Source organism: Enterococcus salsurae, from assembly GCF_054784955.1.
This window is the reverse complement of record NZ_BAAHWY010000001.1, coordinates 653,522-666,501: the sequence shown is the minus strand read 5'-3', so window position 1 is coordinate 666,501 and position 12,980 is coordinate 653,522. Positions and strand designations below refer to the sequence as shown.

The 12,980-nt window shown below is 36.9% G+C and carries 12 protein-coding genes and 4 pseudogenes; 14 read left to right on the top strand and 2 right to left on the bottom strand.

Annotated features, from left to right (window positions below; genetic code table 11):
* Positions 1–189: 189 nt before the first annotated feature.
* The 3 genes and pseudogenes from ACYVRS_RS03305 (at position 190) to ACYVRS_RS03295 (ending at position 2,852) form a co-directional block, all read left to right on the top strand.
* Positions 190–1,271 (top strand): annotated as a pseudogene (locus ACYVRS_RS03305) (IS30 family transposase).
* A 280-nt stretch (positions 1,272–1,551) separates the two neighbouring features.
* Positions 1,552–1,998: pseudogene (locus ACYVRS_RS03300) on the top strand (transposase); the annotation flags it as partial.
* Positions 1,999–2,648: 650 nt separating this feature from the next.
* Positions 2,649–2,852: an LPXTG cell wall anchor domain-containing protein gene (locus tag ACYVRS_RS03295; protein WP_461199170.1), complete on the top strand. Its 204-nt coding sequence runs from the start codon at positions 2,649–2,651 to the stop codon at positions 2,850–2,852.
* A 310-nt stretch (positions 2,853–3,162) separates the two neighbouring features.
* On the opposite strand, the gene ACYVRS_RS03290 is transcribed toward ACYVRS_RS03295, so the two are convergent.
* The gene (locus ACYVRS_RS03290; protein ID WP_071869432.1) at positions 3,163–3,246 is read right to left on the bottom strand and encodes a type I toxin-antitoxin system Fst family toxin; all 84 of its coding nucleotides are present in this window, start codon (positions 3,244–3,246) and stop codon (positions 3,163–3,165) included.
* 209 nt (positions 3,247–3,455) lie between these two features.
* Between ACYVRS_RS03290 and ACYVRS_RS03285 the strand changes: the two genes are divergently transcribed.
* Complete coding sequence (locus ACYVRS_RS03285; RefSeq protein ID WP_077915062.1) at positions 3,456–3,779, top strand: helix-turn-helix domain-containing protein; 324 nt, start codon at positions 3,456–3,458, stop codon at positions 3,777–3,779.
* Between the two features lie 379 nt (positions 3,780–4,158).
* On the opposite strand, the gene ACYVRS_RS03280 is transcribed toward ACYVRS_RS03285, so the two are convergent.
* The gene (locus ACYVRS_RS03280; RefSeq protein ID WP_002337568.1) at positions 4,159–4,653 is read right to left on the bottom strand and encodes a P-loop nucleotide/nucleoside kinase family protein; all 495 of its coding nucleotides are present in this window, start codon (positions 4,651–4,653) and stop codon (positions 4,159–4,161) included.
* Between the two features lie 907 nt (positions 4,654–5,560).
* Between ACYVRS_RS03280 and ACYVRS_RS03275 the strand changes: the two genes are divergently transcribed.
* The 10 genes and pseudogenes from ACYVRS_RS03275 to lgt all read left to right on the top strand — a co-directional run bounded on the left by ACYVRS_RS03275 (position 5,561) and on the right by lgt (position 12,933).
* Positions 5,561–5,983, top strand: coding sequence for a cupin domain-containing protein (locus tag ACYVRS_RS03275; RefSeq protein ID WP_002307506.1), 423 nt, complete (start codon positions 5,561–5,563; stop codon positions 5,981–5,983).
* An 83-nt stretch (positions 5,984–6,066) separates the two neighbouring features.
* Positions 6,067–6,720 (top strand): ABC transporter ATP-binding protein, encoded by a 654-nt coding sequence (locus tag ACYVRS_RS03270; protein WP_002307505.1) that lies wholly within the window; start codon positions 6,067–6,069, stop codon positions 6,718–6,720.
* A complete protein-coding gene (locus tag ACYVRS_RS03265; RefSeq protein ID WP_002337614.1) occupies positions 6,717–7,481 on the top strand; it encodes an ABC transporter permease in 765 nt (254 codons plus the stop codon). The genes ACYVRS_RS03270 and ACYVRS_RS03265 overlap by 4 nt, the downstream gene beginning before the upstream one ends.
* 410 nt (positions 7,482–7,891) lie before the next feature.
* Positions 7,892–8,146: a DUF302 domain-containing protein gene (locus tag ACYVRS_RS03260; RefSeq protein WP_231455875.1), complete on the top strand. Its 255-nt coding sequence runs from the start codon at positions 7,892–7,894 to the stop codon at positions 8,144–8,146.
* A 5-nt stretch (positions 8,147–8,151) separates the two neighbouring features.
* Positions 8,152–9,332: pseudogene (locus tag ACYVRS_RS03255) on the top strand (DNA topoisomerase); the annotation flags it as partial.
* A pseudogene (locus tag ACYVRS_RS03250) lies at positions 9,332–9,571 on the top strand (transposase); the annotation flags it as partial. The pseudogenes ACYVRS_RS03255 and ACYVRS_RS03250, both read left to right, overlap by 1 nt.
* A 534-nt stretch (positions 9,572–10,105) precedes the next feature.
* Entirely contained in the window at positions 10,106–10,678 is a 573-nt protein-coding gene (locus tag ACYVRS_RS03245; protein WP_461202482.1) for a Dps family protein, read from the top strand.
* Positions 10,679–10,822: 144 nt separating this feature from the next.
* The gene (locus tag ACYVRS_RS03240; protein WP_003125436.1) at positions 10,823–11,527 is read left to right on the top strand and encodes a Crp/Fnr family transcriptional regulator; all 705 of its coding nucleotides are present in this window, start codon (positions 10,823–10,825) and stop codon (positions 11,525–11,527) included.
* A 228-nt stretch (positions 11,528–11,755) separates the two neighbouring features.
* Complete coding sequence (locus tag ACYVRS_RS03235; protein ID WP_407857802.1) at positions 11,756–12,094, top strand: hypothetical protein; 339 nt, start codon at positions 11,756–11,758, stop codon at positions 12,092–12,094.
* Positions 12,079–12,933 carry a prolipoprotein diacylglyceryl transferase gene (gene lgt, locus ACYVRS_RS03230; RefSeq protein ID WP_068710168.1) on the top strand — a complete coding sequence of 285 codons (855 nt, stop codon included), beginning with the start codon at positions 12,079–12,081 and terminating at the stop codon, positions 12,931–12,933. Before ACYVRS_RS03235 ends, lgt begins: the two co-directional genes overlap by 16 nt.
* The last annotated feature ends 47 nt before the right edge of the window (positions 12,934–12,980 follow it).

Here is a 12,980-nt window from a genome sequence, read left to right as displayed (position 1 = left end):
TGGTTTAGTAAGAAGTATTCTAGATTTAGTTCTTCTAAAATTGTTTATAAAAGTATCTAAATAATTTACTTAATAATTGATTGGCGAATTTTAAAATGAACTTAGCCACTTCATAAAATAAAAAAACATCATTGCCCAATTTCATGTATTATTGAAGTTCCTACACAATCAATAAAGGATGAAATGACAATGACGCAAACTGAGAATACCACATTTTTACGCAAAGGCAAACACCTTGATTATGAAGAACGAAATAAAATTGAAGCTTGGAAACAAATCGATCGCCCTTTGTCGAATCGTGCGATCGCAAAATTACTCGGACGTGCCCCTCAAACCATTCATAGCGAAGTAAAAGACGGTACGGTTCGCCAAATCAGGCGCCAAGTCCAAAATGGTAAAACCTACGAATATGAATCGTTTGTTTATTCCGCAGATGCTAGTCAAGCCGCTTACGAAAACGCACGAACAAATTCTCGCAAACAACCGAAATGGGTTTCTTCGCCAAAGTTCATGGCGTATGCCGATCATCAAATGAAGACAGAAAAACAAGCGCCTGATGTCGTTGTTGGTCGTGCAAAGAAACTCGGCTTGTTTCCAAATGAGACAATCCCTTGTACCACAACCCTTTACACCTATATTGATCTCGGATGGCTGGAAACAAAAATATTGATCTGCATCTCAAGGTTCGACGAAACACCAAGCGATCACAGAGTAGGAAGAATAAAAAAATTCTCGGCGATTTGATCGAAAATCGACCAGATATTGTCGATACTCGTGAACGTTTTGGTGATTGGGAAATTGATACGGTGAACGGACTGCGCGTTGGCAAAGACCAAGCATTGCTTACATTGACCGAACGTAAAACACGTTACGAAATAATCATCAAAATCGATGGAAAAGCAGCTAATCCAGTTGATCGTGCACTGACTGCTTTAAAAGAAGCTGCGGGCAACGATTTCGAAGTGCTTTTCAAAACGATTACTTCAGATAATGGTGCTGAATTCGCTGGTCTAACCACACTTCTTAAAGATGTTACGGAAGTTTATTTCACCCATCCCTATTCTTCATGGGAACGAGGGACCAACGAAAATCATAATGGGATGATTCGCCGTTTTATACCGAAAGGAATACGTATGGAAGATGTAGCGTTGACTACCATTCGTCGTGTACAGGATTGGATGAACAATTTGCCGAGAAGAAAATTGGGTTACGCCACTCCGCGTGAGTGTTTATTGAACGAGCTATCGGAGCTATCCTTAGCCGCTAGATAACCAACAAAAACTAAATAACCAATGAATTTCAATAAGTGGCTAACTTGCACTTGAAATTTGGGAAAAATAATATTTAAATTTAACTTAGATTTTTAAAATGATAAATAATTTTTAAACTACATCCAAATCACTGTTCAAGTTTATGTTCGCTTGTCATTTAAAAAGTGTATTAATTTTTTTATATATCGTCGATTGTAAAATTAAGCTAGACAACTAAAAAGATCATTTGTGCTACACTCAAAATAGTTCCGACCAAAGAATTATTAAGGAGTGAGTACAAATGACCTACACCCATCTTACAACAGACGAACTAGTAATCATAGAGTCTTATTTCAAAAATAATCAATCCGTTGCCAAAACTGCGCAATGCTTAGGACGTGCGCGACAAACGATTCATAACGTGTATCAATTTTTGAAAACTGGTGCTACGATACTGAACTACTATCAACAATACAAAGAAAACAAAAAACGCTGCGGTAGACGCTCGATTGCTTTACCAGAGGAACAAAAAGAATATGTTCAAAAGAGGGTTGTTCAAGGGTGGACACCGGATGTGATTGTCGGCCGCTCGGAAATGAAACTTGATTGTTCAGTCCGTACACTGTATCGAATGTTTCAAACTGGCGCATTTAATGTGCGTGATCTGCCTATGAAAGGCAAACGAAAACCAAATGGACACCAAGAAATACGTGGGAAACAAGCTTTTCGGCGCAGTATACATGAGCGAATGTGTTTTGCAAAACATCCGCCCCCCCTTTCCTACATTTTATCGTGGCCCTTTACACAATGAAGAAATGAAGATAAAAAAAGAAGTTGCGAAAATTGTTTGAATAGTGCTGCATGAAAGATACTTTTCTACTAGAATTGTCTAATTAAGTTCAATATTAAGAGTGTTTGTAAAAATTATAAAAATGAGATAAAGAATCTAATAAGTATTTTTTTAAACACTATTTTTTATTAAAAAGGTTTAAAGAATTGAAATTCTTATAGAGTTGAATTTTTTGTCATGATACTTTTGTTTAAAAGGAGGAAGAGACTTATGCTCTCATACACAATTTATTTTTTTGCAGTTTGGTTTATACCCTTAGCCATAATTATTTATGGAATTTATAAAAAATCAAAGAAGTTTTGGCTTACAGGAATTTGCTTAATTCCAATCTTCCTTATCGTTATGCCGGTAATAGCTATGTTTTTTGGTGGAGATAATATGTAAATTATTTTAGATGAGTCAAAAAAATTGACTCTTCGTAAAATTTTTCATGTTAGTTTTTCCATTCTTGCTATTCTATAGGCTGATTATTTAGCTTATTAACGATAGACTCAATTGGTTTATTGAAACATACGCTACCTAAAAAATAATTAATCGTCAAATGATTTTTGAATATAGGAACAACAAAAAAAGTTGAAGCTAAAGAAATTGGAGCAGACGTTCAAAAAGACGGAACAGTTACAGTTAAACGTTTAGACGGAAAAATGAAAGTTTTACCAAAAACAGGTGAAACAGCAAATATTGCATTGTCTGTCCTAGGTTCATTAATGGTATTAGGATCAGGAATCATTTTAAAAAGAGAATTTAAGTAAATTTAAAAGCATGGTCGCAAGTTTCACTAGCAGCCATGCTTTTATTGAATCATTGTAGGACATTTTAAAGATAAAATTGCCCACTTTAAAATTAAACATGTGCTTAGAATCGTTCTAGGCAACACCAATAACAACAGATAGAATCAGCAACTTGGCTTCATTTTAAAATCATGCTATAATGAATGTGCGAAACGAGATAAGTTCTAATGAATAGCACAAAAGCCCAACCTATTGCGAGTAGGTCGGGCTTTTCTTTGCACTTGTTGCGAATACAAGCGTGTAAGTTAGACAGCAACTTGCTTGCTATCGTCTAATCATCTAACCAATGATCAACTAATGTGATTATTAGACCCACTAAAAGTGGTGCGATAACTAACGAGATAATTTGTTCCATGAATAGCACCCCCTTACGGGGCAAGTTGCCGTTAATTAGTATAGCATACTTAATATTCTAAACAGTTGATAAATTAAGATAAAAGCTAAAATCACTAATCACAAGTGATTTACAAGGTGTAACGATATAATTAAATGGAAAACGTGCAAAATATTTACATAAACAGGGGGGAGAAACTTGGAACTAGCATTTAGAGAAAACTTAAAAAGATGAGAGGTACCAAATCAAAAGAAAAATTCTCCCAAGAATTAGAAATGAGTAGATCAAATTATTCACGAATAGAATCAGGAAAATCAGATCCAACCATAAAAACACTAGAACAAATTGCAAAGTTAACTAACTCAACGCTAGTAGTGGATTTAATCCCAAATGAGCCAACAGAACCAGAATCAGAACAAGTAACATTGGATTTAGAAATGGAAGAAGAAATAATCTCAACTCTCCAAAATCCTCAAAATACCGCTATATCAAGCCATTTCCAGCCTCTACTTATCCACCCTTGTTATCAATCCCACCAACTCGATGTGGCTTGAGAGGACAGAATGAATGTCATTTGAGTATGTTCGTTCTCGGAAACATATCCACTGCGTTTTTAGCACTATCGGTAGACGGGAACATATCCATTCATGATAAAAAATAACGTGTCTAATTGCATAATCATAATTGAGTAGAGTTGTCAAAAGAATAAACATAACGTATTTCAGTAATTTTTTTTCCTGTAATTTCAATAATGCATTCATCGTCTTCATTGCATCGCCACTTATTCTTCCGGCTGAATCAATACTACCCCCTGCTCTGAGATGACAATAATGATATCACCTGAAGCTGGTATCCCCTTGTTGGAAGTATATCTTTCAAAAAATTTGACAAAACTTATCATCTAGTACAATTTCCATGCCTAAAACCACAATATTAATATCCCTCGACTACTATAACTTCACCTTCTTCATCAGTTGGGGGTTGAAAATGATCATAATAAGTGGAAGCTGTTTGCTCCGTCAATATGATATCATTTTGATGATTTCCGTTTCTTTTTCGAATACGTTCCATAACAACTTCCTTAGGTGTCTTTATATAATAGATTTTGGGTTCTATGTCGTATTTCTTTAATAATGAAATATATTCATTTCTCATTTCTCTAGACCAAAATGAATAATCGAGAACAATATCAATGTTTTGCATGATAAGTGAAATTAGTTTTTCATCAAGATAGGTTTTAATATCTTCTAAAACCTCCTGAGGTAAAGGATGTTCATTCAAACCTCGTTTGAATGATTCTTCATCATAAGATAGTATTGTCATCCCGGTACTTTCAAATTTTTTTGCTAGTGTTGATTTACCTGCTCCCGCAGGGCCGCACATTAAAATAACTTTACTTTTCGACAAATTATCTACTGTATTTTTCATTGATATAACCTCCTATAACAAACCAAGAAAACATGACACTCTCCTTAAGCATTATTACTATTCGCTCTTTTCATGATTTCCTGTACTATTGATGTTTTAGCATTCGCATAGTGCTGGACATGCCTCCATCTATGCATTGGCACTTAATCTCTTATTACTGGAGTTAAATTCATATGATTTTTAATCTGCAAAAAAGTTTATAGCACCGTCGCTTATACCAGAAAATATAACAAACGCCGCATTGTTTTTTTGTGCACTTTAATAATCTATTCAACTAAGGAATTAAGCTGGCTGTCAAGAGAGTAATATCGTATTGAATCTCAGGTGGAAATTTTCTGCGGTATCTTTTTTGACTGAAATGACATTAGTGTCTTTTGGGGATTGTGTATGTAAGTATTTTTTAAAATCATTTTAACAAGTTTTGGACAAAAATTCTTATGAAAAAACAGAATTTAAATAGCATGATAAATTAGAGAAGATAGTTTAATGTGCTTATAGGAACACCCCACTTTTACAGTCACAATCAATAACCTTGCTACTTTCTTTCGAAATTGATAAGAGTCTAAAGGATTGACAACGCTTGATAGTGAGCATAAACTTAATGTACGCTAGTTAGTTTACAAGTGCAAACTAAAAAAGTATGATGTGTCGTCTCTGAAATTCTCCCTGATTCAAGTCATAACCAGAGTACATATCGGTTATTTTTTGATTCCATATTTTTTCCTTTATGTGCTGAGGATTAAGGGGTACCAATTGTAATTGCGCGTTATATGGTCTTTGTTTAGAATCGCTCTCCAAAAAGCCAATTTTTTTGCATAGAATTTTAGATGTGGTGCCATTAATTAGAATTATTATAAATAAGAAGTAGGTATCATTGTTTCAGTACAAAGACTAGGAGGAATGGAAGATGGAAATAGACTACAAGGATCATGGGAAGAAGCCGTATATCATTAATATTGAAGACGCCACCACAGGAAATGATAATTACCGGACGACCATTTGGACAGGCAGTAAACTGCAAGTCACCGTAATGTCCATTCAACCGGGCGATGACATCGGTTTGGAAGTGCACGAAGGCATTGACCAATTTATCCGTATTGAAGAAGGAGAAGGCGTGTGTAAAATGGGGCCTTCTAAAGATAACTTACATGTTCAACAAAAAGTGATGGATGATGACGCCGTATTTGTTCCGGCGGACATGTGGCACAACATCGAAAACACCGGTGATAAGCCGCTCAGACTGTATACCATTTATGCTGGTCCAGATCACCTTGAAGGAACGGTTCACCCTACTCATGAAGACGCCAAAAACGATCCAAACGAACACTGAGGTACACTAGGATGAAACAAAAGCCCTGCACCCGTATGGATGGTCCACTGGTGCAGGGCTTTTTTATAAAGGAGAGAAGTGGTATGAGTGATTCATTGTTTCAATTAGAGAAGGTTGGTTTTCAGGCAAACGGAAACCAAATCCTTCAAGATATCTCTTTTACAGTAAACAAAGGGGAAGTGATTGTTTTTTCTGGTCCTTCTGGAAGTGGAAAAAGTACCCTTTTGAAATTAATTGGTACGCTGCTTTCCCCAACTTCCGGAAAAATTTATTATCGAGGTACGGATCTGCAAAAAATCGATCCTGTGGAGTATAGAAAAGAAGTCTCTTATTTCTTTCAAAACGCTTCTCTATTCGATGAGACAGTTCAAGAGAACTTGTCTTTTCCTGCCCGCATAAGAGAAGAAGGATTTGATCGGGAACGTGCAAAAAAATTGTTAGAACGAGTTCAAATACCTGAAACTTACTTATCGAAAGAGGTCAAGGAACTATCAGGAGGGGAAAAACAACGGGTTGCATTGGTCCGAAATTTGATGTATCAACCGAAAGTGTTGCTCCTGGATGAAGTTACAAGTTCATTGGACCAAGAAAACAGAGCGATTGTCCTTGATTTAGTCCGAGACATGATGAAAGACCAACAAACTACGGTGTTGGCCGTCACTCACAACCAGGAAGAAATCGACCAAGCTTCTCGTCTGATTACTATCAAAGGTGGAAAAATGGAGGAATCGAAATGACAAACAATTTGGAAATCAGTAATCTTTCTTTGCTTTTATCCTCTGTCCTCTTGATAGTTGCCTTGTTGATTGATTACAAAGAGAAATTGGGATTAGGAAACGACATTTTTATTGCGGGAATTCGCGCTGTCGTTCAATTATTCCTTATTGGATATGTATTGAGCTACGTATTACGAGTGGATAACAACTTTCTCACTTTAGCGATGGTTTTGTTCATTGTGTTCAACGCTTCTTATAACGCCCATACACGCAGTGAGGGGATCAACCGCTCTTTTAAAATTTCAACGACGGCTATTGGAGTAGGAACAGCCTTGTCCTTACTCATTCTTGTTTTTTCAGGAGTCATTGACTGGTCCCCTTCCCAAATCGTTCCAATTACAGGCATGATTGCCAGCAACGCCATGACTGCGATTGGAGTGACCTATCGGTCTTTGAATTCAAAATTTACGGACCAACGCCAACAGGTATTGGAAAAATTGGCATTGGGAGCCAATAAAAAACAAGCGTCCATGAGTATTGTAAGAGAAAGCGTCAAAACGGGCATGGCTCCTTCAATTGACCAAACAAAAACGGTTGGACTTGTCAGCCTACCAGGTATGATGTCAGGGTTGGTTTTTGCGGGAATTGATCCTGTTCAAGCGATTCGTTACCAAATTGTTGTGATGTTTATGTTGATTTCAGTTACTGCGATTTCTTCGTTTATTGCTAGTTATATGGCTTACCGTGAGTTTTATAACAATCGCAGTCAATTAATTATATGATTTGGGATGATACACTACTCTTAAAACCAGTGGTTACAATTTTATGTAGTTAAAAGAAGACCTCACGAGAATAATTGCAAAAAGAACTTCTTTTTTTAAGGAAGAAGGATATTTTTGTCATCGAATCTTTGGAACGACTAGGGCGAAACTATGATGAAATTTTTTATATAGTGCAGCAACTGGATTAAAAGGATATCGGACTGATTGTTTTGAACATGCCTATCCTCAACCAATGAGAACTTTCGACGAAATCATGTTCTAGAAAGAAATTTCTATCCAATAAGAATTCCAAATCATGGACACTATTATCAAAGAAGCTTTAATAGATAAAATATTCAAAGCAGATTCTAAAAAAGTCGATTCCACAAAATATACATGAAATGAAAAATGGAGGAATATAAGTGAACTTTATGTATGAAGTTAAAACAACTAAATCATTCCAAGCGGCAACAGAAGCACTCATTGAGAAACTCAAAGAAAGAGAATTTGGTGTATTGTATCAAGTTAATTTTAAAGAAAAAATTAAATCTAAAGGGTTAGATTTCCCTACAAATTTTGAGGTATTAGAAGTATGTAATCCAAAACAAGCAAAAGAAGTATTGGAAAAACGTATTGAAGTTGGCTACTTTTTACCGTGTAAACACGCCAAATTGCCGATTGGTTGATCGGCATGAACGTAAGCCCTTTGTATACGTTAAATTTACAACAGAAGGGCGTACAAGGTACATTTTCCCTAGGACGTGTTCAAACGCCCACCTTATACCTTATTTTTCAGCGCCAGGAAGCCATAGAGAATTTTAAAAAAGAACCTTTTTTCGAGGTGGAAGCTAGTATAAAAGTAAACCAAGGGTCATTTAAGGGCGTTCTAAGCCCCACACAGCGTTTTAAAACCCAAGAGGAGCTTTTCTTTTAGCTTTTGTTTCTTCTAAACAAGCTAAAATAGGCAATCAAGAGGGGATAATTGCTGATGTTCAAACCAAAGAGAAGAAAACGAATAGTCCGAGTTTGTTTTCTTTAAGTAGTTTGCAATCAAAAGTCAATCAGCTTTATAAAGCGACAGCGAGCCAAACTTTAAAAGCTATGCAAAGACTGTATGAAGCAAAATTATTGAGTTATCCAAGAACAGATACACCATTTATTACAGAGAACGAATTTGCTTATTTAAAGGCGAATTTTGGCAAATATAGCGGTTTTTTAGGACTTGATCTTGAAATGGTTCAAACAGAGCCTAGAAAGCGTTATGTGGACGGTAGTAAGGTACAGGAACACCACGCCATTATCCCAATGAAACAAGTACCTACAGAATCTGCATTAGCTAAAATGGACGATTTACAACGAAAAATTTATGCTTTAGACGTTAAAACGACCGTTGCCATGTTTTTACCTGATTACTTGTATGAAGAAACCAAGATACAAACGAAAGTAGCTGATTTGCTGTTTCAATCGATCGGAAAGACACCAAAACAAGAAGGTTGGAAAATTCTTTTCAAACAACAAACCAAAGAAGAAAAAGAGGACGTTCAAACGTTACCACTCGTTATCATTGGCGAACGTGCCGAAGTTGATGTTAAGAGTGTTGAAAAAGAAACGCAACCGCCAAAAGCTTTTACAGAGGGTACACTTTTAACCGCTATGAAAACGGCGAATAAAACGGTTGATAATGAAGAAGCAATAAAAATTTTACAAGAAGTTGAGGGGATTGGAACAGAAGCAACAAGAGCAAGTATTATTGAAGCGTTAAAACAAAAAGAATATATCCAAGTGATTAAGAATAAACTTGTTGTAACTGAAAAAGGAAAATTATTGTGCCAGGCAGTTGAAAGTCAGCACCTTTTAACGAGTGCTGAAATGATTTCCCATTAGCCATACGCAAGACTATTTACTCTACGAACTTGATTGAATCCTTTAATAAGCAAATCAAGAAATACAGCCACCGCAAGGAACAGTTCCAAAATGAAGAGTCGATGGAACGTTTCTTAGTCTCGTCTTTTGATACTCACAACCAAAAATTCCTAGGTCGCAGTCATAAAGGTTTCCAACAGGCCGAAGGCGAGCTCGAACAAATGCTGAGTCAACCGATGGAGAATTAGAAACAATCTACAGTAGGAAAGAACCATTTACACAAAATTATTGACGCTCCCAAGCTAAAACTCCTATTAATCGATCTACTAAAAATAAATAAAAAATTCTTTTCAATTTTTATTTATGGTATGACATAAATAAAGTAAAGTTATTCTTCTAGGTTAATCTTATTAATGCTCTTTCTCACTAGTGTTGCATGCAACACTAGTGAGAAAGAGCATTAAATATACTGCAAGGCAAGACATTTGGTAATTGAAGAATAACAAGCAAAAAAATAGCAGTCAGGTCTCTTGACAAAGTATAGTTGCTATTCTTTTTTTAGGCCCTACTTTAATGAAATTTTTGTTTGGAGGGAACGACTTCATTCCTTTGATTATTTCAGTTGAATTTAATAGAGAAGCCTGGCGTCTATTAAGAAATACTTTTCTTGATGAGCGTCAATTTTTTTAACGGAAATCTATCCTATACTAAATTCAGTAAAGAAAAAGGAGGAATCAAAGAAAGCTATTTTAAACAAACCAAAATTATAGGAGGAATAAATCATGACTGAAAATAAAGCTACTCAAGAAAGAACACCCCAAGAAAGATTGCAAGAAGAACAAGAACACAAGGAACATGTTCATCATACGAAAATTAATGCAGCGGCCATTGCGGATCATCTTTTAGGCAACATGCATACATTACATGTGAAACTGCACCAATATCACTGGCATGTAAAAGGAGCCAATTTCTTTACGTTGCATGAAAAATTTGAAGAGTTGTATAACGAAAATGAAAAATGGTTCGACAAACTTGCGGAGCGTCTAATTACTTCTGGGCATAAACCTGCTTCGACAACGGTTGAATTTGAAAAATATTCGATGCTTTCGGAAGATGCAGTTAATAAATACGCTAAAGCAGAAGACATGGTTGAAAATATTATCGAGGACTTCAGAAGCACTCGTGACCTAACTATTCGCGCGATTCGTTTAGCTCAAGACGAGGGTGACGATGCTTTAGAAGATACATTGATTGCTTTTAAAAATGACTTAGACAAGAACATTTGGATGCTGCAAGCGTTCATTGGTAAAGAAGCATTAGAAGATGATGACGCTCTTGATGAGGATGAAGATTAAGGTAAAAGTAGAAGCTGATTTAGGGATTGGAATTCTTTCCAGTCCTTTTTCCATTTTCTTGATGTGCATCAATTTTTTTGTAGTAAGAAACTTATATAATAAAAGCAGCGAATATAAACAAAATAAATAAAGGGGGAGAATGAATTGACTAAACATACCCATCATGAAATTGGCGACCACGCAGCCTGTATCCGCTTGGTTCCAATATTCAATCACTTAGAGGATAGCGCGATGAATTACATTGCTGAAAAAGCCCACACGAAACAGTATCAAAAAGGAGAGTTTCTGTTTCGTTCACAAGAAAAAGAGGATACTTTATATATTATCAATCGTGGGAAAATCCGTATTTATCGATTGGCAGACTCTGGCAAAGAGCAGCTAGTGCGGATCTTGAACCCTGGTGATTTCACCGGAGAATGGACCTTGTTCAACCCGGATGCAGTACACGAGGAATATGCCGAAGCAACCCGAGATACCGTTGTCTGTATGATTCAGCAAAAAGATGTCCAAGATTTTCTGGAACAATACCCAGCTATTTCTTTAAAACTATTGGCGGAAATGTCTAAACGGTTAGAAAGTTCAGAACGTCAAACGACACAAGTAGCCTTGGAGAGTGTCATTACCCGTTTAGTTTTGTTTTTGGCAGAAAATGTGGAACCTGAAATGGGCAACTCTCCCACCATCACCCTGCCGATGGAAAAAAAGGACATTGCTTCCTATTTAGGAACGACACCTGAGACCATCAGTCGCAAATTTGGAGAATTGGAGGACGAGGGATTGATTCAACAGCTGTCTGGGAAAAGGATCAAGATTCAGGATTTAGATGATTTATTGCTTTACAGCGAATAATCGGACACACTTTTTTCTACACGTTGGTGTTCTGTCGCTCTTCATTAACAACGGGACAGAACTCAGTGCTTTTGCTTCCATCTGTCCGTTTTTGGCTTTTTTAAGACAGAACGACCTTCATTCATTGGAAAAATAAAAGCACAAACATGATAACCCTCAAGTTTTTTTGTTTTATTTTTCTTTAAGATAGGGTTGTCGAACAAAACGTAAAAATAAGTAGGGGTGAATGTGCATTGTTTTTGGGTGATAGTTGCCATCACGTTGTCAGCAGCGGGTGCATTCTTTGTGGTCCCTTTCACCAAGAACACGATTGGCGGCGAAGCAAAAACGTCTAACGTTGTTGAGGCAGATAGGTTAGCTATGGAAAAAGAAGAGGAAGTTGTAAAAGGAGCCGGCGTAATCGGACACGGAAAAGTGGCGTATTACGAAGCGAGTGACCAGGGAGATAAAAGTTTATTCACTGTTTGGTTTCCATGGAGCTTAGCCGGAATCTTGTTCAGCATCACCATGACTAGAATGACGCGAAAAATTGAAGAAATGGAGCAAATAGAATGGGATTCGTATTAGGCGTTTTGAATCCCCATGTGGTGGAGATTGGTTCTGTTGTGATTCATTGGTATGGAGTCATTATTGCAGCGGGCATATTAGCGGCTCTCCAGTTGAGCACCAAGGAAGCAAAGAAAAAAGGACTGGAAGAGGATACCATTATCGATATGGCCTTATGGGCAATTCCGATTGGACTCCTCGGCGCTCGGCTTTATTATGTGTTATTTGAACTTGGTTATTATCTGCAAAATCCAGGACAAATCCTTGCGATTTGGAATGGCGGCATTGCGATTTATGGGGGATTGATTGCAGGAGGGGGTACGCTATATTGGTATGCAAAGAAAAAAGGTACTTCTTTGGCACTCGTTCTTGATATCTTAGCGCCCAATGTATTGTTAGCCCAGTCCATTGGTCGTTGGGGCAATTTTATGAATCAGGAAGCTCATGGTGGACCGGTTACTCGTCAATTCTTGGAAAATCTTTATTTACCTGAATTTATCATTGAACAAATGAATATCAATGGTACCTACTACCATCCGACTTTTTTATACGAGTCATTGTGGAGTTTGTTGGGCTTTGTCCTCATCGTCACTATACGGAACCGAAAACAGCTTTTGCGTCAAGGAGAAGTCGCTTTGAGTTACGTTTTGTGGTACTCAGTGGGTCGGTTCTTCATTGAAGGTATGCGAACGGACAGTTTATGGATTGGCGAGTGGATCCGCGTTTCGCAAGCCTTGTCTCTGGCCCTGTTTATTGGCGCGATTGTAGTATGGTTTATACGCAGACAAGATTATCCACCAATTTCTTATTATTCTGATGGCAATAAGGGGCAGAAAAAGACTATTAAGATGGTGAATTGAGCAAAAAGATAAAAAGAAGTGCAAAACTTGATATGCGTCAATTTTCG

Coding starts and splice junctions, on each gene's coding strand:
- ACYVRS_RS03290 (WP_071869432.1), bottom strand. CDS start 3,246: ATGGAACAAATTATCTCGTTAGTTATCGCACCACTTTTAGTGGGTCTA.
- ACYVRS_RS03285 (WP_077915062.1), top strand. CDS start 3,456: ATGAGAGGTACCAAATCAAAAGAAAAATTCTCCCAAGAATTAGAAATG.
- ACYVRS_RS03280 (WP_002337568.1), bottom strand. CDS start 4,653: ATGAAAAATACAGTAGATAATTTGTCGAAAAGTAAAGTTATTTTAATG.
- ACYVRS_RS03275 (WP_002307506.1), top strand. CDS start 5,561: ATGGAAATAGACTACAAGGATCATGGGAAGAAGCCGTATATCATTAAT.
- ACYVRS_RS03270 (WP_002307505.1), top strand. CDS start 6,067: ATGAGTGATTCATTGTTTCAATTAGAGAAGGTTGGTTTTCAGGCAAAC.
- ACYVRS_RS03265 (WP_002337614.1), top strand. CDS start 6,717: ATGACAAACAATTTGGAAATCAGTAATCTTTCTTTGCTTTTATCCTCT.
- ACYVRS_RS03260 (WP_231455875.1), top strand. CDS start 7,892: ATGTATGAAGTTAAAACAACTAAATCATTCCAAGCGGCAACAGAAGCA.
- ACYVRS_RS03245 (WP_461202482.1), top strand. CDS start 10,106: ATGACTGAAAATAAAGCTACTCAAGAAAGAACACCCCAAGAAAGATTG.
- lgt (WP_068710168.1), top strand. CDS start 12,079: ATGGGATTCGTATTAGGCGTTTTGAATCCCCATGTGGTGGAGATTGGT.